The organism is Psychrobacillus sp. NPDC058041 (genome assembly GCF_042885655.1).
Taxonomy (GTDB): domain Bacteria; phylum Bacillota; class Bacilli; order Bacillales_A; family Planococcaceae; genus Psychrobacillus.
This window is the reverse complement of sequence record NZ_JBHVRO010000002.1, coordinates 71,422-95,514: the sequence shown is the minus strand read 5'-3', so window position 1 is coordinate 95,514 and position 24,093 is coordinate 71,422. Positions and strand designations below refer to the sequence as shown.

The following is a 24,093-nucleotide window of genomic DNA, read 5'->3' as shown; positions in this document are numbered from 1 at the left end:
AAAAGTATAAAAGCTAATTATGGATATAATCTGTTTAATAAACGTGGGAATGGAATAGATTCACGAACATGTTCTGCACCACTCAACCACGCAACCGTTCTTTCTAATCCAAGTCCAAATCCAGAATGCGGCACAGACCCCTGTTTACGAAGTTCTAAATACCATGCATAAGCTGATTCATCTAAATTGTGTTCTGCTAGTCGTTGTTTTAATAAATCGTAGTCATGGATACGTTCAGAACCACCTATAATTTCCCCATATCCTTCTGGAGCAATTAAGTCCGCACATAAAACTACATCATCTCTGTCTGGATGCGGTTGCATATAGAATGGTTTAATACCTATCGGATAATGCGTTATGAAAACTGGTTTGTCATAGCTTTCAGCAATCGCAGTTTCATGAGGAGAACCAAAATCATCCCCCCAAGTAATATCGTCAAAGCCTTTTTCATGCAAGAATTTAATCGCATCATCATATGAAATACGTGGGAATGGTGCTTTAATGTTTTCAAGTTTTGACACATCACGGCCTAAACGTTCTAGTTCTAGAGTACAATTTTTCAATACAGCTTGAGCAATAAATTCTACATACTGCTCTTGTACTTCTAAGTTTTCCTCAAATTCAACAAATGCCATTTCGGGTTCAATCATCCAGAACTCGATTAAATGACGACGAGTTTTAGATTTTTCAGCTCGGAATGTTGGACCGAAAGAAAAAACTTTTCCAAGAGCCATTGCAGCTGCTTCCATATATAATTGTCCTGATTGAGAAAGGTAAGCATCTTCTTCAAAATATTTAGTATGGAATAATTCAGAAGTACCTTCAGGAGAAGAACCTGTTAAAATTGGTGGGTCCATTTTTACAAAGCCATTATTATTGTAAAATTCATATGTAGCACGAATTATCTCATTACGGACTTTCATAATTGCATGTTGTTTTCTTGAACGCAACCAAAGATGACGGTTGTCCATTAAAAATTCAGTTCCGTGTTCTTTTGGTGTGATTGGAAAGTCTACAGCAGCATGAATTACTTCAATTTCTTTTACTTGTAATTCATATCCGAAGGAAGAGCGCTCATCTTTTATTACTTCACCAATTACGTACATAGAAGTTTCTTGTGTTAACCCTTTAGCAGATTGGAAAATTTCTTCTCCAACTTCCTCTTTTACGACAACACCTTGTACAAATCCAGATCCATCACGTAATTGTAAAAAAGCTATTTTACCACTTGATCTCTTGTTGGCAAGCCATGCACCAAGTTTAACTGTTTCGCCGATATGGTTTCCCATATCTTTAATCATAATTTTTTTCATTTTATCCTCCAAAAATTCAAAAGTTTCATTATAAATTTGATATTCGTTTCCACCAATCTCCGTTATCAAATAATAAATATACATAACCGAGCTTATTATCTTTGTTTATAAACGAAATTTCCCATACTGGTCCTACTTCTTCTACTCCTAGTTTTGCATGTAACAATTTACTGTTTTTTTCATCTTTCATTGCTAGTTCTATTGCCTGTTCTTTTGTTATACCATCTTTCAATTTGACTTCCATAATAGTATCATTTGTTTTCTTTTCAGGAATAAAGAAAGCCTTTTCTTCCCCTTTAGCAGTAGTACCAATAACTGTATGATAAGTAGCAGCGCTATTAAAAACATATGAATCATTAATATGGGATAACAAATTATTATGTAATACATAAGTTTCGGCATCATGACTAGCTGCTTTAAAAGGAGCTTTTGCTTGAAAATAAATAAGTAAACTAAGTATAACCGTAAGACTAATCAAAAAAGTAACGATAAACAGAATCCATCTTTTCAATGCCATTTGTTAAGTCCTATAAATAGTAAATACAGCTTTTTCTTGATCTTGCTTATCTAGTGCTAATCCAAACATTAAATCCTGTTCTTTTAAGGTACGATTTAATACATCAACCAATTTATATAAGTCACTTTGATAATTGACCGTCACGGTTGAAAGCACTTCAATTTTGTTTTCCATATTTCTACCTGCTTTCTAAAACTCATACTCATTTATTATACCAATTTTCAAGCTCCAAGACCATATTTTCTAAAGAGACTTTCTTTACAGGAATATTTGGAATAGCTTGTATAAAGTCACTACCATAAGATTTTGTTTCAATCCTTCTATCTAGCACTATAAAAACACCCTTATCGGATGATGAACGGATTAAACGTCCAAATCCTTGCCTAAATCGAAGAACTGCTTCTGGTAAAGAATAAGCGGAAAAAGGGTTTTGACCGTTTAGCGTAAGTAGCTCTGCTCTCTTTTTAAAAAGTGGATCATCTGGTGAAGAGAATGGGAGCCTTACCATAATAATAACGGAAAGTGCATCTCCTGGAACATCCACACCTTCCCAAAAACTATTTGTCCCAAATAAGACAGATTTCGAGAATCGTTGGAATGACTTTAATAAACGCATCCTACTTCCTGAAGACATACCTTGTGCAAATAACATATAATCATCTAATAATTTTGTTTCTTGAATCAAGTCCACTGTTTTTCGCAACATATCTTGAGAAGTAAATAATACAAAGCATCTTCCTTCTGTAACGAGTACAGTTTGAACGATAGCCTCTGCTACCGATTCAATGTAATCACTTTGGGAAACTTGTTGAATATCCGGCATATCCTCAACAATTAATAATTCTGCACCATTATAATAATCAGCGGAACTCTTAAATGAATGTATTGTTATTCTTTCATTTAATCCAAGTTGAGAAGTTATGAAATGGGAATTAGAGGGCACAGATAGTGTTCCTGATGTCCAAATAACCGCACCTGTAGCCCTTAATGGATTAAGTGCCTTCTTAATATCATTCTGATAATTAAGCGGTCTCTTAATAATTGTGAGACTCCCTGGTATGCTCCGTGTATCAATTTCTAACCACTTCGCCTCAATTGCTTCCTCTTGTAAAAAGATTTCATCCCACTCAGCTACTTTTATCTCAAGTTCTCTGATCCAATAATCCCATTCGTCCAATATAATTGGTGCTAGTTCCTCCACTTGCATGGAATAGGAATGAATGATGGATTTTGAGGATAGGATAAATGTTTGAATGGAAGTTGCAACTCGACGAAATAGTGACTTATTTAAATTTAATTCATCAAGTAGAATGGTTCTTTTTGTGTTCCTTGAACTTTTATTTGTATGGTTAACTGAATTGATAATATAAGAAACGGTATCATCAAAAGTATTTACTACTTCCACATACTCTTTCTCAAGTCGCTCTCGTAAAGGCCTTGGTATATGAATGAATGAAAGCTTATGAAGTAAATGTTCGGTATCTAATGTACCAAACTGTCCAAGAATATACTTCCAATTTGTATATGAAAAAATCCGTTCTTTTCTCGACATACTTGCATGAATAAATTGATGAGCCTCATCAATAATTGTTGCACATCCTTTTGATAATAACCGACTTTCTCGGTCTTGATCTGCCAATACCATTGCATGATTAGTAACTAAAATGTCGCAATTTGCACTTCTTTTAATAGCTCTCTCATAAAAATCAACTACTTCAGTTTCATCTGATTTATATGGTATCGCTCTCCTAATTTTATCCACAAATAATTGTCCGCCACCGGATACATTTAACTCTGTTAAATCCCCTTCTTCAGTAAGCGTTAACCAAACTAATATTTGCATAATAGTAAAAGTTTCATCATAGGATTCATCTTCTAGTTGAAGATGTTGCCAAAATCGATACAAATCAATGTAATGATGCATTCCTTTCAACTTAGCAACTCTGGTTTGCACGCCTAATACTTCATTAAGTTTAGGTATTTCTTCTTGCACCAATTGGTCTATTAAATGGGTAGTATATGTACTTATTATAACTGGCTTTTGTTTTTCCATCGCATAGATAGTTGCAGGCAACAAATAACCTAAAGTTTTTCCTATCCCAGTTTCAGCTTCACAAACAGTTTCCTTTTTTTCTTGCATAGCAAAATGGATCGTATCCATTAATTCGAATTGTCCCATACGCTCTTCAAAGTGTGATATACCTTTTTTAAACATTTTTAACTTGTTGTCTCTCTCTAAAGGAAAACTTTGTTGTATCGGAAGTGACTCCTTCTCTTCCTTCACAAATTTTAATGGAATATTACGATACAATGGATATTCTTTTTCTTCGTACTTTGATCTTTTATTGCTTAAAACTTCAAAGAAAAGCAATGATAAATTTGACTTTAAATGAAAAGATCTTTTATGTAATAATTCAATCGTTCTAAGTGGTAAATGGGATAACTGTTCCATACATTTTAGTAGTAAATGAGCGGTAGCAAGTGCATCATCATCCGCCCGATGCGCCATCTGCAAGTTAATTTGTAACTCAGATGCAATATCTTGAAGTTTATAGCTATATAAATTTGGAAACATTAATTTTGTAAATTCGACAGTATCCATCGTTTTACAAATCAACTTTGGCAGTCCAACTCTTTTTAACTCACTTTGTAAAAAAGTAAGGTCAAAATGGATATTATGTGCAACGAAAATATGATCTTGTAGCATGTCTAATATTTCTGATCCAACTTCTTCAAACAAAGGTGCATTCACTACATCTGCATCATGGATGTTTGTTAGATCCTGGATAAACAAAGGGATGGACTTCTCTGGATTAATAAAGGTAGAAAAAGTATGTACGACTTTGTAATTATTAATAAATACAATTGCAAGTTGAATAATACGGTCACCATTGGAAGATGAATGGCCTGTTGTTTCAATATCTACAACTGCATATTTATGATTTTCCAACATTCCTCAACTCACAATTCTTATAATCTAAAAAAATTGTACCACATCCATTTACCTTTCACTAAAATTTTAATACCAAAACATTACTTTCATTACAAAACGGAGCAGCATTATAAGCTGACTCCGTTTAATGGTGTGTTATAGAATACTACATTACAGTTGCTTCTGGCTCATAATGAATTATTTGTTTAATCGTATTATCTTCATTCATAATTGCAACAGTTGGTTGATGTGATTTTGCTTCTTCGTTCATAACATAAGCATAAGAAAGAATAATGACGATATCTCCACGTTGAACTAAACGTGCCGCTGCTCCGTTTACGCAAATAACACCGCTACCTCTTTCACCAGCAATGATATACGTTTCAAATCGTGCACCATTATTATTATTTACAATATGGACTTTTTCATTCGGTAACATCCCTACAGCATCTAGAATATTTTGATCGATTGTAATACTTCCAACATAATTTAAATCGGCTTCCGTTACTACAGCACGGTGAATCTTACTATTTAACATCATACGTAACATATATTACACTTCCTTTACATCTACAATAATATTATCAATTAAACGAGCATTTTCAAAAAATACTGCCGTTGCGAATAAGATTTGTTCTGCATGGTTAAATTCTGGTTGTAAGTTTGGATAGGATAATGCTTCAAAATAATCTATTTTACCAGAAGTATTCTGTTCAATATATGATTTCCCTCTATTGAGCGCCTCATTTATATCTTTTGTTTCTTTCCAGGTTTCAGTTGCGACTGTAAGTCCTTTAAAAAGATGAATAGCTTCTGATCTTTCTTTAACACTTAAAAACACGTTACGAGAACTTTTTGCCAATCCATCCGCTTCTCGTACAGTAGAAACTCTTTCAATTTGTACAGGGAAGTTATAGGCATTCACGAAAGTTTCGATAATCGCAAGTTGTTGTGCGTCTTTTTGACCAAAATATGCTTTAGTTGGCTGTACTAAATGAAATAATTTCGTAATAACTTTTAAAACTCCATCAAAATGGCCAGGTCTGCTTTCCCCACAAAGTTTAGTAGAAAGTTCGCCCACATGAATCGTAATTCCACTTTCGAATGGATACATTTCAGTTGCAGAGGGAACAAATAGAAAATCTACTCCTGCTTTTGTTGCTAGTTCTGTATCATGCTCTATATCTCTAGGGTAGCGATCTAAATCTTCATTTGGTCCAAATTGTGCTGGATTGACGAATATACTTGACACAACAATATCATTTTCTTCTCTTGCCTTATTTAGAAGAGCTAAATGTCCCTCGTGTAAATAACCCATTGTTGGTACTAATCCGATGGTTTTTCCCTTATTGCTATATAAAATGTTTTGTAATTCATTAATTGTTTGAACTGTTTTCATGATTGCCTCCGTACAATTGTAAAAGTTGATCTTCTTTCATTGTAAATTGATGTTGTTCTGCTGGGAACCTTTTGCTTTTGACATCTTGCACATACTGCACGATTCCTTCTTCGATGTAAACCCCTACATTTGCATATTCCTTCACAAACTTTGGTATATGATGTGCACCATATTTCACCATGTCATGGAAGACTAGCACTTGCCCATCAGCTTGAACTCCTGCACCTATTCCGATTGTTGGAATAATCAATTCTCCTGAAACCTTCTCCGTTAGTTGATGGGGAATACATTCTAGCACAACTGCACAAGCACCTGCTTGTTGACATTTTTTTGCATCAGATATTAGTTTTTCTGCTGCTGCTGCAGTTTTACCTTGTACTTTATAACCGCCTAGCACTCCAGCTGATTGAGGAAGCAACCCAAGATGCGCAACTACAGGTATTCCTGCAGAAGTTAACTTTTGAATAACTGGAATTACTTCATCTGCACCCTCTACTTTAACTGCCTGAGCATTTGTTTGCTGCATAATTTTCACCGCATTTAAAAGCGTTTGATCTAGTGAACCATGATACGTACCAAAAGGCATATCTACTACTAAAAAAGTATTTGGAGCTCCCCTTCTTGCCGCTTTTCCATGATGAATCATATCATCAAGCGTCACAAGTACCGTGGAATCATATCCAAGAACAACCATTCCAACTGAGTCTCCAACTAAAATCATATCCACACCAGCATTTTCTGCAAATTTAGCAGATGGAAAGTCATAGGCTGTTACCATGGAAATCTTTTCACCATTTTTCTTCATGTCTACAAAACTACTAGTTAATTTCATTTTTTACTCCTCCTCTTTTTTGAGAAGAAAACCAATAAAAGCCCTTCAATCCGAAAGTGGACAGAAGGGCAGAAAATGTAAGAAATAGGTTTTCTCCGTCCCTGTCTATCGTGATCAAGGCAGACTATTAAATTTTAGTTCCAAATATTTCAGGTGCAGTTCGATTAGGATACTACCCTTCGCATATAGATTAACAGATTACTACCAATTAGTCCAAATAATTATTTGTTATATCCAATACGCTTGGCCTTTTTGAAGTCTTTAGTTGGCTCATGTTAGATGTATATCTGCTGAATATATTCCTCTTATTTCACCATTATCCAATCGAAGCTGAAGCACACCATCATTTGTAATACCAATAGCAATTCCCTCTAGAGTTTCTCTTAAAAGAGTTGCTCTTACTCGTTTTCCTATTGTACAACTATAGCTTTCCCAAAGTAACTTTATTGGCTCAAAACCTTTTTCAACATATATTGTAGAATATTTTTCTAAGTAAAAAAGGATTTTAGCAACTAAAGCAGCTCGATTAATCTCGTGTCCTGTTTCTATTTTTAATGAAGTAGCAATGGACTGAATGGATTGATCAAAAGATTCTAGTTCCTGGTTTACATTAACCCCAATCCCAATAATGATGGATTGAACACGGTCCATATCTGCTTGAAGTTCAGTTAATATGCCAGTCATTTTTTTTCCGTTTATCAATAGGTCATTCGGCCATTTAATCTCTGGAACAATGTCAGTCATTTCTTCAATCGCCTTTGTAATGGCTACTGCTGATACAAGTGTAAATTGAGGTGCCATATGAGGACTAATTTCAGGACGAATGACAACACTCATCCAGATCCCTTTATTTGCAGATGAGTCCCATGCTCGTTCTAATCTTCCTCTTCCAGCAGATTGCTGTTCTGTAATAATTACAGTACCATGTGAAGCCCCGTTTCGTGCCTTCTCTGTTGCAATGTTCTGTGTGGAATCGCAAACTGGATAATATAAAATGTTATGCCCTAACTGCAAAGTTTGCAAATAAGTTGTTATTCTTTCTTTAGAAACTATATCTGGAGTAGAAATTAGAATATATCCTTTTTTCTTTACCGCCTCAATTACATAACCTTCCTCTTCCAAGGCTTTGAGATGTTTCCAAATCATTGTGCGGGAAATTGATAATTCATCCGCTAGTTTTTGACCTGAAATTGGTTCCCCTTTTGCCACCAGCAGTTGGGAAAGAATCTTTTCTTTATTTGTCATATTCACGAAAAAACCATTCCTTTTTTAAGTTTACTATCATGAAAACAAGCACTTTATCATGTTTGATTAGTTAATTAATAACAATATTATCACAAACAGTCTGAGATAATCTTAAAAGTTGAATCTAAACTCATAAATTGTTCCATTTTGATCCTTTGGTGACAATAAGGCTTCAGTGGTTTTAGATTTTTTTCAAACCTTACAAATGAATCAGACAAAATCCCAATTTTAACATAGAATGAACTATCTTGAATATTGGAGGTGATTTGTATGGGTAATGCAGTTGGTGGATATGGTACAGGAAATGGATTCGCTTTAGTTGTTGTTCTGTTTATACTGTTGATAATTATAGGCGCAAGCTTTTTAGGCGGCGGATATGGCGGATATGGCTGCTAACTAATTCTATAGAGCATTTAGGGTCTGTCCAATACGAAAGAAAATCATAGGTATTGCTCATTCTCCGTGACGTTGCTTCAGCATCCTCGAACTTTAGAAGGGCTCTTGCTAACGTTATTCCCGCAGGGATGTCATATTTATCAACAATTTTCTTATAAGCAAGAGTAGAGTGTGGAAATTATTAGTTCCTCCTCTACTTTTTTAGCTTTGAAGACTAGTATTAATAAAAATTATTAATTGAATCAATTTCATAATTCAAAACACGAACAATTTTAAAGTGAAATGTATGAATATGTATAATATACTCTTCATAAATCAGCATGATTTCCGCTATAGGCGGACGCTTTCCGCGGGGTGAGCGTTGAGCCATCACCGCCGCACGTCGTTTGTAATGGCTCATTTGTCTCACTCTTCCCGCTGGAGTCGCCGCCTATCACTCCAATCAATAAATTAAATATTGTTAGTGTTTTAATAATCAAATGCTATTTATGAAATTAACTCGATCGAAAATTATTAATAAATCCTGGTTATTTACTTTCGAATGTCATATTCACGAAAAAACCATTCCTTTATGTGTTCACGTTCATTTAGAACTTGTCCATTTACAATTTCTCTCGTTAACTTCTCCAGGACCTCTTTTATCCATGGACCTCTTTTTTCATTTTTCCATTCCATTAGTTCATTTCCATTAATAACTATGTCTCTTGCAGTTGTAATTGGAATGGCATCTTTTATTCGATTAATCTGTTCTATTGAATAATGTAAATGAACATCTAGAATGGTTTTAGCATAATGAGCCGCTGCTCTTAATATCTCTTCATTATATTGGAATAGATCATATGTAGTCCATGGTCCTAATTTCAATTTCTCTACTGCAAGCAAAACTTGCTTCACATGCGCTTTTTCTGCATTGGAGCATTTATAATAACTTAATAGAGTATTAATATCTGTTGATTGCTGCATAAGTGCAAAAAATGCCCACCCATTCGCTACATTTTGGAACAATAAAAATCCATTCCATTTTTCAAAAGAAGATTCCCAATCACCTTGGAAATTTAAAGCTAATTTACTCGTAACTAATAATTTCATTCCTTTTTCTACTTGGTTACTTTTCCAAATTTTTTCTAGTTCAACTTTAACTCTTTCCATTGACACATGTTTGATAAGATGATGTTTCTCCTGAATGGCTTTTAGTGTTAGAGGATGCAATGAAAAATCTAATTGTGCTGAAAATCGAATTGCTCTAAGCATACGTAAAGCATCTTCCGTAAAACGCATGTTTGGATCACCAACAGCCCGAATTAGTTTCTTCTCAATATCTTCTCTTCCACCAAAATAATCAATCAGTTCATCCGTTTTTTTTAAGGCCATTGCATTCATTGTAAAGTCTCTTCTTTGAAGATCTTCCTGTAGTGAACGGACAAAGGTAACATTATCCGGTCTTCTAAAATCAGAATAAGTATCTTCGGACCTAAAAGTAGTCACTTCAATCGTTTCTTTTAATACAACAAGTATCGTTCCATGTTCTATCCCTACATCAATCGTATGTTCAAATAACTGTTTTACTTCGTTCGGTGTTGCATTTGTTGTGACGTCCAAATCATTTGCATGAACTGATCTTATAAAATCACGGACCGCTCCTCCTACAACATATGCTTCAAATCCTGCATTCTCAAGTTTCTCAATTACTTGATATGCGACAGGCCACCGACTTCTCATCATTTTTTTCTCGCCACTCTTTCATACATTTCTTCATATTGTGCAACAATATTAGAAGAACTAAATCTCTCTTGAACAATTCGCAAGGATGTTTCGCTTAAGTTTTTATGTAAGACAGGATCTTTCAAAATTTTCACACCGTACTCTGCCACTTTTGAAATATCCCCCAATTCAACTAAAAATCCGTTTTCTCCATGAGTGATAACTTCAGGAATACCACCAACATTTGTTCCTATACAAGGCACCTCACATGCCATAGCTTCGAGTAATACTAATCCGAATGACTCTTTTTGAGAGAGAAGTAGCATCAAATCAGAAATTGAATATAGTTCAGATAAGTTGTCTTGTTTGCCTAAAAATAATACGTCTTTTTCAATCGGTCTTCCTTTAACATATTCCATTACCGGATGTTTTTCAGGTCCATCCCCCACTAACAATAATTTTGCTGGAATTTCTTCTCGAATAAGTTCAAAACTTTTCACCACATCAGGAACATGTTTTACTTTTCTAAAGTTTGAAACATGTATAATAACTTTTTCATCCGATCTAATTCCTAATAATTCTTTTAGATTTCCCACTTCTTTTTGTGAATATTCTTGTTCGTCAACGAAATTATAAATGGTTTCTATTTCTTTTCGAGGAGCGATTAATTCCATCGTTTGACTTACTAATGAATCAGAAACAGCAGTTACAATATCAGATTTTTCAATACCATACCGAATTGCTCCCGACAAAGACGAATCGTCTCCTAAGACGGTAATATCAGTTCCGTGTAAAGTAGTAACAATTCCTATGTCGGAATTTGCCATATCTTTTGCAAGTATTGCACATACAGCATGAGGAATTGCATAATGCACATGTAGAACATCCAGCCCTTCATCTTCTATTACTTCTGCCATTTTGTTTGCTAATGCAATATCATAGGGTGCGTACTGGAAGACAGAATAGCTATTTACTTCTACTTGATGATATGTAATATTTGTATACATTTTGTTTAATCGAAAAGGCATACTTGAAGTTATGAAATGTATGTCATGTCCTTTTTCTGCGAGCATTTTTCCAAGTTCAGTAGCAATAACTCCAGAGCCACCTACTGTAGGATAACAAGTAATGCCAATCTTTAGTTTTCTCATCTAATCACTTCCTTATCGTGAACGTCTTTCTTCTAATAATCGCCAATCCAAAAAGCCTTCCTCTAATCCTTTTAATAATACTTCTGCTGTTCCCATATTAGTTGCTAGAGGTATTTGATAGACATCACAAAGTCTTATTAATGCTGATACATCTGGTTCGTGTGGCTGAGACGTTAGGGGATCACGAAAGAAAATAACCATATCCATTTCATTATTAGCAATGGCAGATCCAATCTGTTGATCCCCTCCAAGTGGCCCTGACTTATATCTAAAAACAGATAAACCCACTTCATTAATTATTCTTGTACCGGTCGTTCCTGTTGCAAATAATTCATGAATTTCTAAATAAGGTTTATATGCAGTTACAAATTGGATCAAATCATCCTTTTTTTTATCATGTGCCACTAATGCGATTCTCATTATTTTCCTCCTATAATATAAGTTTCTCTAAGCCGTATATAAGTGTATTATGTTTCATTATTTCATTGATTGATAATACTATTCCAGACATAAACGAGGTCCGGTCAAATGAATCATGACGAAGGGTCAATAGCTGTCCTTCTCCTCCTAGAAGCACTTGCTGATGTGCGACTAAACCTGGTAATCGTACACTATGAATATGCATTCCAGAAATGTTTGCCCCTCGAGCACCTTCAATTAGTTCTTTTTCATCTGTATGTCCTTGTTCAAAAGATTCTCTTACATCATTTATCATTTGGGCTGTTTTTAAAGCTGTACCTGAGGGAGCATCCACTTTTTGGTCGTGATGCATCTCTATAATTTCAATATCAGTTAAATATTTAGCAGCCATTTGTGAAAATTTCATCATCAGAACCGCACCAATTGAAAAGTTAGGGGCAATAATACAGCCGATTTCTTTTTCTTCTACTTTCTTCCTAACCTCCTCTAATTGTAAATCAGTAAAGCCAGTTGTACCAATAACTGGTCTTACACCATTTTCTAAGGCAGTAATTGTATGCTCAAATACACAGGATGGCACTGTCAAATCGACTAATACATCTGGTTTGGTATGATAGATTAGTTCTTCCAATGAAGTAAAAACAGGAATATCATGTTCCAAAAATCTCTCTTCATTTTTATGATCTAATACACTCACCAATAAAAACTCATTATTTTTAATCAGTGTTGCTACTGCTTGTTTACCCATTCTCCCTCTTGGTCCTGCTATCGCTACTTTAATAACCATAACTATTCCTCCTTTTTAGTCCAACGATCTTTATCTCTTGTATTGTATTTTTTTAAGACATTTTGTAATGACTCTTGTAAGTTTATACCTTCAGCATTTGCCATACAAATTAATACAAAAAAGAAATCTCCTAATTCATCTGCAATTTCTTTTTCTACTTCCGTTTTCTTTTTTTTCTTAGTGCCATATTTATGTTGGACTTCTCTAGAAAGCTCACCTAACTCTTCTGTTAATCTTGCTAACAGTTCCATTGGAGGAAAATAACCTTCCTTAAACTGATTTATATATATATCTACTTCATTTTGTAATTCGTTTAATGTTTTATTTTCAGCCATTATTTTCACACTCCTAATCTCATCCTATTAAAAATATACACTGGTTGTCAAAAGCAAACAAATGATTGATAATATTAACTATAATATATATATATTAGAGGTGAATTCATGGGAATAGGTTTAAAACTTAAAAATATAATTTTTATTATTATTGGGTCTGCTATCTATAGTTTTGGTTTTGTACACTTTAATATGCAAAACGAACTTGGAGAAGGTGGATTTGCAGGAATTACTTTAATATTATATTTCGTATTTAAATGGGATGTAGCATTAATGAACCTTTTATTGAATATTCCTATGTTTATTTTAGGTTGGAAACTATTAGGTAAAAAGGTGTTTGCTTACACGGTTATTGGTACAGTTTCTGTATCGATATTTCTAAAAATATTCCACATGTACGAAATAGATATTGGTTTGCAGGATGATATGCTTCTAGTTTCCTTATTTGCAGGTGTTTTTGCGGGAGTAGGTTTAGGTATTATTTTTAGATTTGGTGGCACTACTGGAGGGGTTGATATAATTGCCCGTCTTGCACATAAGTATCTTGGTTGGAGTATGGGGAAAACGATGTTTATGTTCGATTCTTTCGTTATATTAATATCATGGCTTACGTTTTTAGACGAACGATCTATGATGTATACTTTAGTTGCAGTTTTTGTGGGGGCTAGAGTAATCGACTTCGTACAAGAAGGGGCTTATGCTGCTCGAGGCGCGTTTATCATCTCTGAATTACAGGACGAAATTGCAACTCGTATTTCTTTAGAAATGGAACGCGGAGTCACTGTATTAAAAGGATATGGACATTATACAAAAAACGAAAGAGAAGTTCTCTATTGTGTCATTGGTAAAAATGAAATCGTCCGTTTGAAGTCGATTATCACATCTATTGATCCACATGCATTTGTTTCTTTGACTGAGGTGCATGATGTAATGGGTGAAGGTTTCACACTCGACGATGAGAAAAGACCAATAGACTAACGAATAAGAAAAACCGGGCAAAAAGACGCCCGGTTCTTTTAATTAGAGAACTTAGAAATGGTTGATTTACGCTATGGCGGACGCTTTTCGCTGGCCTAGCTTCAGTCTCCTTGGCCAACGGGATGTTGGTCATGAAGGCGTTGCCTCAGGGAAGAGACGCCTTTAGCCTTCTTTCCCTCTCCTGCGTTCCTGCGGGTTCTTCCGCTCATGCACCTGCCGCTTCGCTTTCGGTGCAGAAAATATCAGCTATTCCCGCAGAAGTCGCCTCCAACGAAAGTGTAGCGGCGGTGATGACTCATCGCTCACCTCGCGGAACGCACCAACCTGAAACGAAAATTCGCGGTATTATTTAATTCATTAAAAGTACTATAAACACTGGTAAAAAAGTTTGACTTCCAATTCCAACTCATCTAAAGGTTAGCATAAGGGTACATGTAAAAAGGATTGTCCTTAGTCTATTGTGACAAAGAACAATCCTTTAAAATTTCTACTTTTTAATTAATCATTTCTATTCATACCTGTGAAGATTAATACTAAACGTAATAACTCAAGAACAGCAACTGCTGTAGCAGCTACATATGTTAAAGCAGCAGCACTTAATACTTTCTTCGCATGGCGCTCTTCTTCATTTCGAATAATACCTAAGGATACCATTTGGTCCAACGCTCGACTAGAAGCATTGAATTCAACTGGAAGTGTTACGAATTGAAATACAACCCCAACTCCAAGTAAAACAATACCTAAAAGTAGCATATTACTTAGGCTAGCAAAAATACCAATCATCACAAAAATCCAAGATGCATTGGAAGAAATATTCGCTAAAGGTACTAATTTATGTCTTAATGTTAAAAACGAATAAGCTTCTTTATGTTGGATCGCATGTCCAACCTCATGAGCTGCAATTGCTGAACCAGCAACAGATGCCTCGTGATAATTTTGGGTAGATAATGCAACGACCTTAGTCATAGGATTGTAATGATCGCTTAAAAATCCTTTACTTTCGATCACTTTTACATCATATAATCCATTTGCATCTAAAATAGTTCTCGCAACTTGTGCACCGCTCATACCAGATGTTGAGCGGACTTTTGAATATTTATTATACGTACTTTTCACTTTCATTTGTGCATATAAAGGCAACAACAAAATTATCACGAAGTAAACGATATATGAACTCAACTAAATCCCCCTCTCTTTCTATACTTCTATTTTAAATGGTAAGTCTATATCTATCAACAAATAAGCTTTGACCTTCTTTGATAATTGAAAATTGCGATTAATATACAAAAAATAGACAACCAGAATGTAAAATAACCAATTTGATTTGCATATGAACTTAAGTTACTATAAATAGGCATTTGATCGAATACATAATCGATAATATCATTATGTACAGTCCAAATAGATGCGATCAAAATATGAATCCATTTAAATCTATAAAAGGGAATATATAAAATAGCTTGAAGTGCCATGGCGAAATGAGAAATGACTAACATCCAGCCCATCCAACCAATTGAGCCTGTTTCTATATATGTCCAAATATTCATTACAACTGCCCACAAACCATATTTCACAAGAGTAATTAATGCAAGCACTTCGACTAGCTTCCAATTTTTCTTAAACAACCATCCCAATAAAGCGATAGTAAAAAATAAACTAGCAGTTGGACTATCCGGAACAAATATATAAAATTTAGGCTCGGTAATGGCAAGCTGTGAACCATACCAGTAAAAACCATATATCGTGCCCAATAGGTTAACAATGAATAGCAGCCACATAAATGATTTGTTATAGAGTATTACTTTCAAAAACATCATTAGATCTTTCATGAAAACACCCCTAAATATGTATAGGTAAAAAAAAAGAGTCAGTTTCCTGACTCTTTTTTATGTTTAGCTTAAGCTATTTATTTCCCTGCAGGTTGTAGAGTTGTAATAAACTCTGCAAGCTTATGAAGTTCTTCATCTGTACCTTTGAAAGTACCACCTGGCATACCACCTGGTAATCCTTCTTGTGCAATTTTAACGATCTCATCAGCTGAATATTTTAAGCCGATTAACGGTTTACCTATTCCACCTTCAAAAGCGTTACCATGACAACCGATACATGAATTTTGTGAATAAATTTTATACCCTTCAGACTCTGTATCAAATTCCACTTTAGCAACTGGTGCTTTAATTTCCCCTTGAGCTTTAGCAGCAACCCAGTCGTGGTTTACTACTGATTCCCAAGTTAAAAAGATCATTGAAGCAAGAGCAAGAAGCATAAATCCAGTTGGTAACGGACGTTTCCAAGGACTTCTTTCTTTGCTTGTATCTAAAAATGGAACTAATAAAAGTGCGCCAAATGCTAATCCTGGAATAATGATAGCTCCAATAACATTATATGGTCCTGAAGCAAATTCGTATTTTAATAATTGGTATAAAAATAAGAAATACCAGTCTGGCATTGGGATATATGCAGTGTCAGCTGGATCAGCCGGACGCTCAAGTGGCGATGGATGAGCAACAGTCAACACTAAATAACCTACCAAGAAAACAGCACCGACTAACCATTCTTTTAATAAAAAGTCAGGCCAGAAAGCTTCTGTTTTACCTGGATACTCAGAATAGTCTTTCGGCATTTTCTTTGGTCTGCTTGCTGGATCTGTTACACGAGAGTCCCCAACAAATTTCATACCTTTTCCGCGATGCATAATGTCCCCTCCTTTTAAGAATTATCTGACCCACTTACCCATTATAGTGGTCCAGAAATACCTTGACGACGAATCATGATAAAGTGAGCTGCAAGTAGAGCAAATAATGCAGCTGGTAAGAAGAACACATGAATCGCAAAGAATCTTGTTAATGTTTCTGCTCCGATAATATGTTCATCACCGGCTAATAATGTTTTAATGGCTCCACCAATCAGTGGAACAGATGCTGCAATTTGAATACCTACCTTTGTAGCGAACAAAGCTTTCATGTCCCAAGGTAGTAAGTAACCCGTAAATCCTAAACCTAACATAACAGCGAAGATTAATACTCCGACCATCCAGTTTAGTTCACGAGGTTTTTTATAAGAACCAGTAAAGAATACACGTAATGTATGTAAGAACATCATAACAATAACAAGAGATGCTCCCCAGTGATGCATTCCTCGCACGATTTCACCAAACGCTACTTCGTTTTGAAGATAGTATACAGATTCCCATGCATTAACAATATCCGGCACATAATACATCGTTAAAAACATACCTGATAGAATTTGAATAACAGTTATAAAGAACGTTAATCCTCCAAAACAATATACAAATGCAGAGAAATGGTGAGCAGGGTTTACGTGTTCTGGTACTTCGTGGTCTGCGATATCACGCCATATTGGTGTAATATCTAAACGTTCATCCACCCAATCATAGATTTTATTCAGCACTGATGTCGTACCCCCTTACTTTAAACTAATGTGTTAGGTATAGCTTTTCCAATTGCTATGAAACCGTCTTTTTCACGAACTTCATATTGATCCAACGGACCTAGAGGTGGTGTTTTTGGAACATTCTTTCCGTTTTTCTCATAGCGACCACCATGACATGGACAGTAGAATTGATTTTTGTGGGCTGGGTCACCTTCCCAGTTCACAGTACAACCTAAATGCTTACATGTTGGAGAAAGAGCGATAATTTGATCTCCTTCTTTGTATACCCATGCAGTATTCGTTACATCAGACTTGTACCATGCATCCACTTGTTCAAAAGTGAAGTCAACGCGTACAGGAACTTTCGTAATGTCTGCAACCTTTTTATCAGTTTGTACAAAGTCTCCACCAGATTTTTTTTGCAAAACTGGATCAATTGCAAAACGTGCCATAGGCATTAGCATTCCAGCTGCCATAAATCCGCCAACACCTGTTAATGTATAACTTAGAAACTGACGTCTTGAAACCTTATTGTTACTCATCCTTTTCCCCCCTCTAACTTAAAGGTCAGTCCAATGGACATACTTGCTTGAATTAATAATACTAGGACATATACATGATATATCAATAAAAAAGGTAGGTCAATATTTCCGAGAGACGAATTATGAACTTTGTGAACAATTAATGAAAGATGTTGTCACTAATTTGCCCATTTTTTTGCAAAAGTAGGAATAAGTTGTCGAAGCTGGTCTTCTAAGACTGAATTCTTCATTTTTTGATCCATAGATTCTAAAGGTATTGAAGGAATCCAGAAAATATTTATATCTTCTTCCATTATAGTCCAATCTCGATCAGAAGTAATGTAAAATATATGTTTAAATTGTGCTTTTTTCAATTCTTCCGTCCAGTTTTCTAACAATAAGTGCTTGTCCTGATTTTTTGTGTAAGAGAAGGAAGGAAATAAAACAATCCTTCCTTTAAATTGATTTTCAATTAAATTTCCTAATGATAAAGTGAAATCTGCAGCCGAAGCCGCAAATTGAAATCCATTTTCAGAACCATCTATTAATGTTAATGGAATTATTGCTGTATCGATATACTCTTTTTGTGCTTGAAATACTGCACTATCTTTTCCGTTCCAATGCATAATTATCTCTCCTAAATGTCTTTAGCTACTAGTTCTTTCCATAAAGCAGAAAGTTCAAGAAATTTTTCTTTATTATTTTGATCAATTGCTTCATCTATCTTTTTTTGTAACTGTTCTACTTGAAAAAAGTGTAGACTCTCCGACAAAACATCTTCTACTATCAGCTTATCTTTTTCACTTATATGCAAGTATTTCGGCATATAAGGATTTTCTTCTAGTACAGCTAAATATTCGGGACTTGGTGGTACTGTTTGAAAGTTTAGCTGAATGTACATCTCTTCCTCTGGATGTAGTCTTAAATCATGAAACGACTTTTCCGCATCTGCTGTCATAATACTTCCTTTATAAAATCGAAAAGGAATTCCCGATGACGTTGTAACGGACATAACCATTGCTCTAGGACAATAATGTGCTTCCTCTACGAAATGCACATTATTTAGTAATGTTTCATGACTAATTAAATAATTTAATATCCAGACGCACTCTCTTCTTTTCATTTGATATTTTTTCAAAAACCAACGGACAAATTCTTTCTTTTCGCCAACTGAAACAGAAGCAGTCACGTAACCTCTCCTTCCTTTTTTTGTCCAATCAAATCCCCCTTAGCTTATTTACGTCCAGATATTGCATTGGGCATGCTTGATGCAATATCTGATGCATCTGCCGGAGGCTTACCTAGTTCAGCAATGCATTGCTGAATTAGGACATTTCAAACCAAGCGCTATTTTCAGGTTCTAATTTCTGCAATAGCGCTATTACTTCTAAAGCTTCTTCTCTTTTTCCTTCTTCAAGTAAGAAATAAACGTATTTCTCCAAAAACTGTGCATCGTCCTTAAGTTCAGTATATGCTAACTTATAAAATTCGTATGCTTTTTCGTAAATTTCTAATCGATTATACGCATCCGCTATAAATGGATACATTGAGGACCATTCAAAATGTTCATTTTTCAACGTTTCATATAATTCGATTAGCTCTTCATCTTTCTCTTCCTTAGAAAATAAAGAAGATAGAATGAAAATAGCATCCATATATTCTGGATCTAATGCGATTGCTTCTCTTAAAAATGTTTCTGCTTCTTTCAATCTTCCCATTTTTAACGAAATTTTACCTGCAAATAAATAATATTCTTTTTCAAATTCATCACGGGCAATTCCATTCGTTATTGCTTTCAATGCTTCTGTATTTTTCTCTAGCATTGCATATGATTCAGCTAACAACATATAACCTGAAAAATAGTCTGGATCCACTTCTACAAGGCTTTCAAGATGGTTTACTGCTGTTTCATAATGCTGTACTTGAAATGAAGCATATGCAGCTTGAAATAATACATCTGGAGTTACTTCCTTTTTCAAGGCTTCTGCATAATATGGGATAGCTTCTTCATAGGCTGCTCCAGCACTATAGACTTGAGCTAGCTTTAAAGATAAATCAACGGCTTGAATGGAGTCTTGAACTGGAAGAAGATTTTCCAATATTCTAGCAGCCTCTAAATACCGACCTGTTTCAAAGAGCATTTCTCCTTTCGCATATAGTAATAATGGCTCATTTGGCATAATGGTAATAGCTTCATCTAATTTTTGCTCAGCTACTTCATATAGACCAATCATTTGATAATAGTCCGCAAGAGTAAGTAGTGCTTGCGGATATGTCTCACTTGTTTTCTCTATACTAGTTAACAGGTTTAATGCTTCATCTTCTTGGTCTAATTCTAAGAGAAGTTGTGCTTGATCTATCTTTAGCTGATTCTCTTCTGGATATAAAAATTGAAGATGGGCTAAAACTTTTAATGCTTCTTCCACAAATCCATATTGGGCCAAAAGATCTGCTAACCTATATTGTGTATCAGCATCTGGTTCTATTAAAAAAGAATCAATCATAACATTTAACTTTTCTACATTTCCATGCTCTAGAGCTTCTAAAAATGGCTCTAATTTATCCAAACTAATCACCTATCCTTCTATTATCTTCTCATCGTACAGGACAGATAAACGTCATACAAGAAAAAAACTCTCCAAATAAGGAGAGTTCACTATTTTATCACAGATAATAGGTGTTCAAAAAAGTTTGGATAAGAAACAGCGATACAATTTTCGTTGTCAATTGTCACGGCAGTTGAAGTAATGAGAGATGCAATTGCAGCCATCATACCAATTCGATGATCTCCATAAGTATCTATATCTCCCCCGTGGAGAGGTGTTGGACCTTCAATGATCATACCATCTGCAGTAGCTGTTATATTAGCACCTAATTTTTTCAACTCATTGACAACAGCATCTATTCGATTTGTTTCTTTTACTTTCAGTTCTTCTGCATCTTTAATAATTGTTTTACCAGTAGCTTGCGTCGCAAGTAAGGCGATAATAGGAATTTCATCAATTAATCTAGGAATCAAATCCCCGCCGATCTCAGTTCCCTTCAGTTCAGATGTTTCGACCGTTATATCTCCTATTTCTTCGTGGCTAACATTATCTAATTCTAGAATTGATACATTTGCACCCATTTCCTTCAGAACGTCCACAATTCCTGTTCTAGTAGGATTTAATCCAACGTTTTGGAGAACTAATTTGCTATTAGGTACGATTGAACCGGCAGCTAAAAAGAAAGCAGCCGACGAGATATCCCCTGGTACAACAACATGAGTACCAGTTAATTTTTGTCCACCAGTCAGATAAATCGTTTTATCTTCAACAGTTAAATCTGCTCCAAAATGGCGAAGCATTTTTTCCGTATGATCGCGAGAGATTTCTATTTCCGTTAAAATAGTTTCACCTTCAGCATTTAGAGCTGCGAGTAATATCGCAGATTTTACTTGTGCACTTGCTACTGGCATTTTATAGTGAATCGCTTGAAGCTTTTTACCTTCCATTGCAATAGGGGTAAATTGCGCATCTTCTCGTCCAATAAAGTGTGCGCCCATTTTTTTTAGTGGGGCAGTTACTCGTTTCATTGGGCGCTTTTGTATGGACTCATCTCCAATTAAAACAGTCGTAAGATTTGACCCCGCTAAGATGCCGAGCATCAGCCTTGTCGTTGTACCTGAGTTACCAGTGTATAGAATATCACTTGGCTCTTTCCAAGCATCTATTCCATTGCTTTTAACCTGAACGTTTTCGCCATCTATCAGAATTTCTACCCCTAGCTTAGTAAAACAGTCGATTGTTGCCAAACAATCATCGCTTTGAAGGAATCCTTCTATCGTAGTTTCTCCTTTTGCTATTGATCCGAACATTATTGAACGATGTGATACAGATTTATCTCCAGGTATTCTTAAGGTGCCCTGTAAGGAGGGTTGTGCATAATCTAATATTTTTCTCATAATTATTCTCCTCCCTAAGAAATATAAGTTTCAAAAGTTGTATTATTTGCTATACATTTACTCGCTCTAGCACGATCTTCCATCGTTTGAAAGCTAATAACTAAAATACCAAAAATATCTTCTCGAGTTTCAACAATTCTTAAATTTGTAATACTTATATTGTCTTTTGCTAAATAACCCGTAATTTCAGAAATAACCCCAGGATAATCCGGTACATCTACATATAGATCAAACACAGAGAACATAGCTCCTTGAGAACTGATTGGAAGCTCATCACGAACTTGTTTCGCTTTTGAAAAATATGATTCTATTTCTTCAGCTTCTGCATGAGTCAACAGATTTTGAAGTTTTATCATTTCTTCCGTCCACAATTGTAGTTGATTACTTAACTCTTTACGATTCTGTAATGTAATATCTCGCCACATTATGGGATTTGCTGAAGCAATCCTTGTTAAATCACGAAAACCACCAGCAGCCAGTTGCTTTGTAAAAGGAAATTGTTCATTTTCATCTGCAAGTTGATGTACAAGTGATGCGGCAATTAAATGAGGAAAATGGCTAACAACTGCCGTCATATGATCATGTTCATTTGCATTCACTTGAACAATTTTTGCCTTTGTTACTTGCAGTAAATTAGATAGTTCATTTATCTCCTGGTCATTTTCGGTTTCAAATGGTGTTAGCATATAATATGCATTTTCAAATAGGTGGGCACGTGCTGCCTCCACTCCACTTTTATGTGAGCCAGCCATCGGATGTCCACCAATGAAAGTAATACCCACTTCTTTTAACATGAGAGCTGCTTCCATTATTTCTCTCTTTGTACTACCTGTATCCGTTACAATTACATCTTTTTTAAGGTTCCAGTTAGGCAATTCATGCATTAATCGTATCGTTTCATTAACTGGAGTAGCAAATACGATAACATCCGCAAGTTCCGATCCTTCTTTTATATGGATAGCCATTTCATCAATAACACCTATTTTTTTTGCCGTGTTTAGTGTATGACTATTTGCATCATAACCGATAATCAAAATATCTTTATTTCGCTTTATTCCAAGCGCTAAAGATCCTCCTATTAAACCTAATCCAATGATGAAAACTTTTTGCTTCATTAAAGTACGCCTTCCTCATGTAAAACTTCATCTAATTTTTGTAATAATTCTTTATTTTCTTCTTGTGTACCAATTGTAATTCTTACATATCCTGGTACACCTAATGCATTCCCGCTACGTACAATAAAGCCTCGCTTCATTAAACCTTGAAAAACTGCATCACTATCAGCTTTAACTTCCATCAATATAAAGTTTGCGTGAGAAGGATAATAATGAAGATTACGTTCTGTACAGAATGCTTCATATTGCTTTTTACCAGCGTAATTTTTTACTCTGCACTCTTCAATAAAGTTTTGATCCTCTAATCCGATAATCGCAACTTCCTGACTTAATACAGTATTATTGAAAGGTTCACGGGTTGGTTCCAACTGACTGATTACTTCTTCTGAACCAATCGCATACCCAACTCGGAAACTTGCTAATCCATAAGCTTTTGAGAAAGTACGCATAATTAATAAATTTGGATGTTTTTCCAACAATCCAATTGAACTTTCATATTTTTCGTCTGTAATATATTCTGTATACGCTTCATCAAGCACTACTAAAACATCACTAGGTACTTTTTCAAGAAATTCTTTTATTTTGTTTGAAGGAGTTAATGTTCCAGTTGGATTATTCGGGTTACAAATCCAAACGATTGCTGTATTTTCATCTATAGCTTCATACATTTTATCTAAATCATGTTCTCCGTTTGTTAGCGGTACTTCTCTCACTTCTGCACCTTCTACAATCGCATTATGCTTATATTGGCCAAATGTAATTGCAGCCATAACTGTGTTTAATCCAGATTGAAGGATTGCTCTGGAAACAATTAATATATTGTCATCGGACCCATTTCCGAATAATAATTGCTTTTCTGAGACATTTAAATGCTCTGCCACAGCAGTTCGTAGCTTAGAAGCATATCCGTCTGGGTAAATAGCATAATTCACTTTCGAATTGTCTAAAAATTCTTTAACTTTTGGAGAAGATCCGTATGGATTCTCATTTGAAGCTAGCTTAGTAACTTTATCTAGATTAAATATTCTTTTTACTTCTTCCATTGTTTTACCTGGTTGGTATGCTTCCAATCCTTTAATTTGTTTTTTGAATTTCATCAAAAAAGCTCCTCCATT

General features: G+C 35.1%; 27 protein-coding genes. 3 read left to right on the top strand and 24 right to left on the bottom strand.

Annotated elements, in window-relative coordinates:
- Positions 1-17: 17 nt before the first annotated feature.
- The 8 genes from asnS to ACFVR1_RS02985 form a co-directional block, all read right to left on the bottom strand.
- A complete protein-coding gene (asnS, locus tag ACFVR1_RS03020; protein ID WP_387580200.1) occupies positions 18-1,313 on the bottom strand; it encodes an asparagine--tRNA ligase in 1,296 nt (431 codons plus the stop codon).
- 28 nt (positions 1,314-1,341) lie between these two features.
- Positions 1,342-1,830 carry a cell wall elongation regulator TseB-like domain-containing protein gene (locus ACFVR1_RS03015; protein WP_387580198.1) on the bottom strand — a complete coding sequence of 163 codons (489 nt, stop codon included), beginning with the start codon at positions 1,828-1,830 and terminating at the stop codon, positions 1,342-1,344.
- A 3-nt stretch (positions 1,831-1,833) separates the two neighbouring features.
- Positions 1,834-2,004 (bottom strand): YpmA family protein, encoded by a 171-nt coding sequence (locus ACFVR1_RS03010; RefSeq protein ID WP_387580196.1) that lies wholly within the window; start codon positions 2,002-2,004, stop codon positions 1,834-1,836.
- Positions 2,005-2,032: 28 nt separating this feature from the next.
- Complete coding sequence (dinG, locus tag ACFVR1_RS03005) at positions 2,033-4,783, bottom strand: ATP-dependent DNA helicase DinG (RefSeq protein WP_387580193.1); 2,751 nt, start codon at positions 4,781-4,783, stop codon at positions 2,033-2,035.
- 145 nt (positions 4,784-4,928) lie between these two features.
- Entirely contained in the window at positions 4,929-5,312 is a 384-nt protein-coding gene (gene panD, locus ACFVR1_RS03000) for an aspartate 1-decarboxylase (RefSeq protein WP_387580190.1), read from the bottom strand.
- 3 nt (positions 5,313-5,315) lie between these two features.
- Positions 5,316-6,161, bottom strand: a complete 846-nt coding sequence (gene panC, locus ACFVR1_RS02995) for a pantoate--beta-alanine ligase (protein ID WP_387580187.1) — start codon at positions 6,159-6,161, stop codon at positions 5,316-5,318.
- Positions 6,139-6,993, bottom strand: coding sequence for a 3-methyl-2-oxobutanoate hydroxymethyltransferase (panB, locus tag ACFVR1_RS02990; RefSeq protein ID WP_387580184.1), 855 nt, complete (start codon positions 6,991-6,993; stop codon positions 6,139-6,141). Before panB ends, panC begins: the two co-directional genes overlap by 23 nt.
- 270 nt (positions 6,994-7,263) lie before the next feature.
- A complete protein-coding gene (locus ACFVR1_RS02985; protein WP_387581211.1) occupies positions 7,264-8,238 on the bottom strand; it encodes a biotin--[acetyl-CoA-carboxylase] ligase in 975 nt (324 codons plus the stop codon).
- A 270-nt stretch (positions 8,239-8,508) separates the two neighbouring features.
- Between ACFVR1_RS02985 and ACFVR1_RS02980 the strand changes: the two genes are divergently transcribed.
- On the top strand, positions 8,509-8,634 hold the full coding sequence (locus tag ACFVR1_RS02980) for a YjcZ family sporulation protein (RefSeq protein ID WP_387580181.1): 126 nt from the start codon (positions 8,509-8,511) through the stop codon (positions 8,632-8,634).
- A 531-nt stretch (positions 8,635-9,165) separates the two neighbouring features.
- On the opposite strand, the gene ACFVR1_RS02975 is transcribed toward ACFVR1_RS02980, so the two are convergent.
- The 5 genes from ACFVR1_RS02975 to ACFVR1_RS02955 are packed head-to-tail and all read right to left on the bottom strand — an operon-like array spanning position 9,166 to position 13,028.
- Positions 9,166-10,353 (bottom strand): CCA tRNA nucleotidyltransferase, encoded by a 1,188-nt coding sequence (locus ACFVR1_RS02975; protein WP_387580178.1) that lies wholly within the window; start codon positions 10,351-10,353, stop codon positions 9,166-9,168.
- Positions 10,353-11,486 (bottom strand): N-acetyl-alpha-D-glucosaminyl L-malate synthase BshA, encoded by a 1,134-nt coding sequence (gene bshA, locus ACFVR1_RS02970; protein WP_387580176.1) that lies wholly within the window; start codon positions 11,484-11,486, stop codon positions 10,353-10,355. The genes ACFVR1_RS02975 and bshA overlap by 1 nt, the downstream gene beginning before the upstream one ends.
- Positions 11,487-11,498: 12 nt before the next feature.
- Positions 11,499-11,906 (bottom strand): methylglyoxal synthase, encoded by a 408-nt coding sequence (mgsA, locus tag ACFVR1_RS02965; RefSeq protein WP_387580174.1) that lies wholly within the window; start codon positions 11,904-11,906, stop codon positions 11,499-11,501.
- A gap of 10 nt (positions 11,907-11,916) precedes the next feature.
- A complete protein-coding gene (gene dapB / locus ACFVR1_RS02960) occupies positions 11,917-12,693 on the bottom strand; it encodes a 4-hydroxy-tetrahydrodipicolinate reductase (protein WP_387580171.1) in 777 nt (258 codons plus the stop codon).
- Between the two features lie 2 nt (positions 12,694-12,695).
- Positions 12,696-13,028 carry a nucleotide pyrophosphohydrolase gene (locus ACFVR1_RS02955; protein WP_387580169.1) on the bottom strand — a complete coding sequence of 111 codons (333 nt, stop codon included), beginning with the start codon at positions 13,026-13,028 and terminating at the stop codon, positions 12,696-12,698.
- A 108-nt stretch (positions 13,029-13,136) separates the two neighbouring features.
- On the opposite strand from ACFVR1_RS02955, the gene ACFVR1_RS02950 reads away from it, so the two are divergent.
- Both ACFVR1_RS02950 and ACFVR1_RS02945 read left to right on the top strand, forming a co-directional pair.
- On the top strand, positions 13,137-14,006 hold the full coding sequence (locus tag ACFVR1_RS02950) for a YitT family protein (RefSeq protein ID WP_387580166.1): 870 nt from the start codon (positions 13,137-13,139) through the stop codon (positions 14,004-14,006).
- Positions 14,007-14,137: 131 nt separating this feature from the next.
- On the top strand, positions 14,138-14,359 hold the full coding sequence (locus ACFVR1_RS02945) for a hypothetical protein (RefSeq protein ID WP_387580164.1): 222 nt from the start codon (positions 14,138-14,140) through the stop codon (positions 14,357-14,359).
- 145 nt (positions 14,360-14,504) lie between these two features.
- Here ACFVR1_RS02945 and ACFVR1_RS02940 read toward each other — a convergent pair whose 3' ends face one another.
- From ACFVR1_RS02940 to hisC, 11 genes are all read right to left on the bottom strand, one after another.
- Positions 14,505-15,185: a zinc metallopeptidase gene (locus ACFVR1_RS02940; RefSeq protein WP_387580161.1), complete on the bottom strand. Its 681-nt coding sequence runs from the start codon at positions 15,183-15,185 to the stop codon at positions 14,505-14,507.
- Positions 15,186-15,238: 53 nt separating this feature from the next.
- Entirely contained in the window at positions 15,239-15,835 is a 597-nt protein-coding gene (lhaT, locus tag ACFVR1_RS02935) for a lipoprotein heptaprenylglyceryl N-acetyltransferase LhaT (protein WP_387580159.1), read from the bottom strand.
- 77 nt (positions 15,836-15,912) lie between these two features.
- On the bottom strand, positions 15,913-16,701 hold the full coding sequence (locus ACFVR1_RS02930; protein WP_387580156.1) for a menaquinol-cytochrome c reductase cytochrome b/c subunit: 789 nt from the start codon (positions 16,699-16,701) through the stop codon (positions 15,913-15,915).
- 41 nt (positions 16,702-16,742) lie between these two features.
- Positions 16,743-17,417: a menaquinol-cytochrome c reductase cytochrome b subunit gene (gene qcrB / locus ACFVR1_RS02925; RefSeq protein WP_387580154.1), complete on the bottom strand. Its 675-nt coding sequence runs from the start codon at positions 17,415-17,417 to the stop codon at positions 16,743-16,745.
- A 20-nt stretch (positions 17,418-17,437) separates the two neighbouring features.
- Positions 17,438-17,941, bottom strand: coding sequence for a QcrA and Rieske domain-containing protein (locus ACFVR1_RS02920; RefSeq protein WP_387580151.1), 504 nt, complete (start codon positions 17,939-17,941; stop codon positions 17,438-17,440).
- 158 nt (positions 17,942-18,099) lie between these two features.
- Positions 18,100-18,546, bottom strand: coding sequence for a YpiF family protein (locus tag ACFVR1_RS02915; protein WP_387580149.1), 447 nt, complete (start codon positions 18,544-18,546; stop codon positions 18,100-18,102).
- An 11-nt stretch (positions 18,547-18,557) separates the two neighbouring features.
- Positions 18,558-19,109: a ReoY family proteolytic degradation factor gene (locus ACFVR1_RS02910; protein WP_387580146.1), complete on the bottom strand. Its 552-nt coding sequence runs from the start codon at positions 19,107-19,109 to the stop codon at positions 18,558-18,560.
- A gap of 136 nt (positions 19,110-19,245) precedes the next feature.
- Entirely contained in the window at positions 19,246-20,487 is a 1,242-nt protein-coding gene (locus tag ACFVR1_RS02905) for a tetratricopeptide repeat protein (RefSeq protein ID WP_387580144.1), read from the bottom strand.
- 89 nt (positions 20,488-20,576) lie between these two features.
- Entirely contained in the window at positions 20,577-21,863 is a 1,287-nt protein-coding gene (aroA, locus tag ACFVR1_RS02900; protein ID WP_387580142.1) for a 3-phosphoshikimate 1-carboxyvinyltransferase, read from the bottom strand.
- 14 nt (positions 21,864-21,877) lie between these two features.
- The gene (locus tag ACFVR1_RS02895; protein WP_387580140.1) at positions 21,878-22,978 is read right to left on the bottom strand and encodes a prephenate dehydrogenase; all 1,101 of its coding nucleotides are present in this window, start codon (positions 22,976-22,978) and stop codon (positions 21,878-21,880) included.
- On the bottom strand, positions 22,978-24,075 hold the full coding sequence (gene hisC / locus ACFVR1_RS02890) for a histidinol-phosphate transaminase (RefSeq protein ID WP_387581208.1): 1,098 nt from the start codon (positions 24,073-24,075) through the stop codon (positions 22,978-22,980). Before hisC ends, ACFVR1_RS02895 begins: the two co-directional genes overlap by 1 nt.
- Between the last annotated feature and the right edge of the window lie 18 nt (positions 24,076-24,093).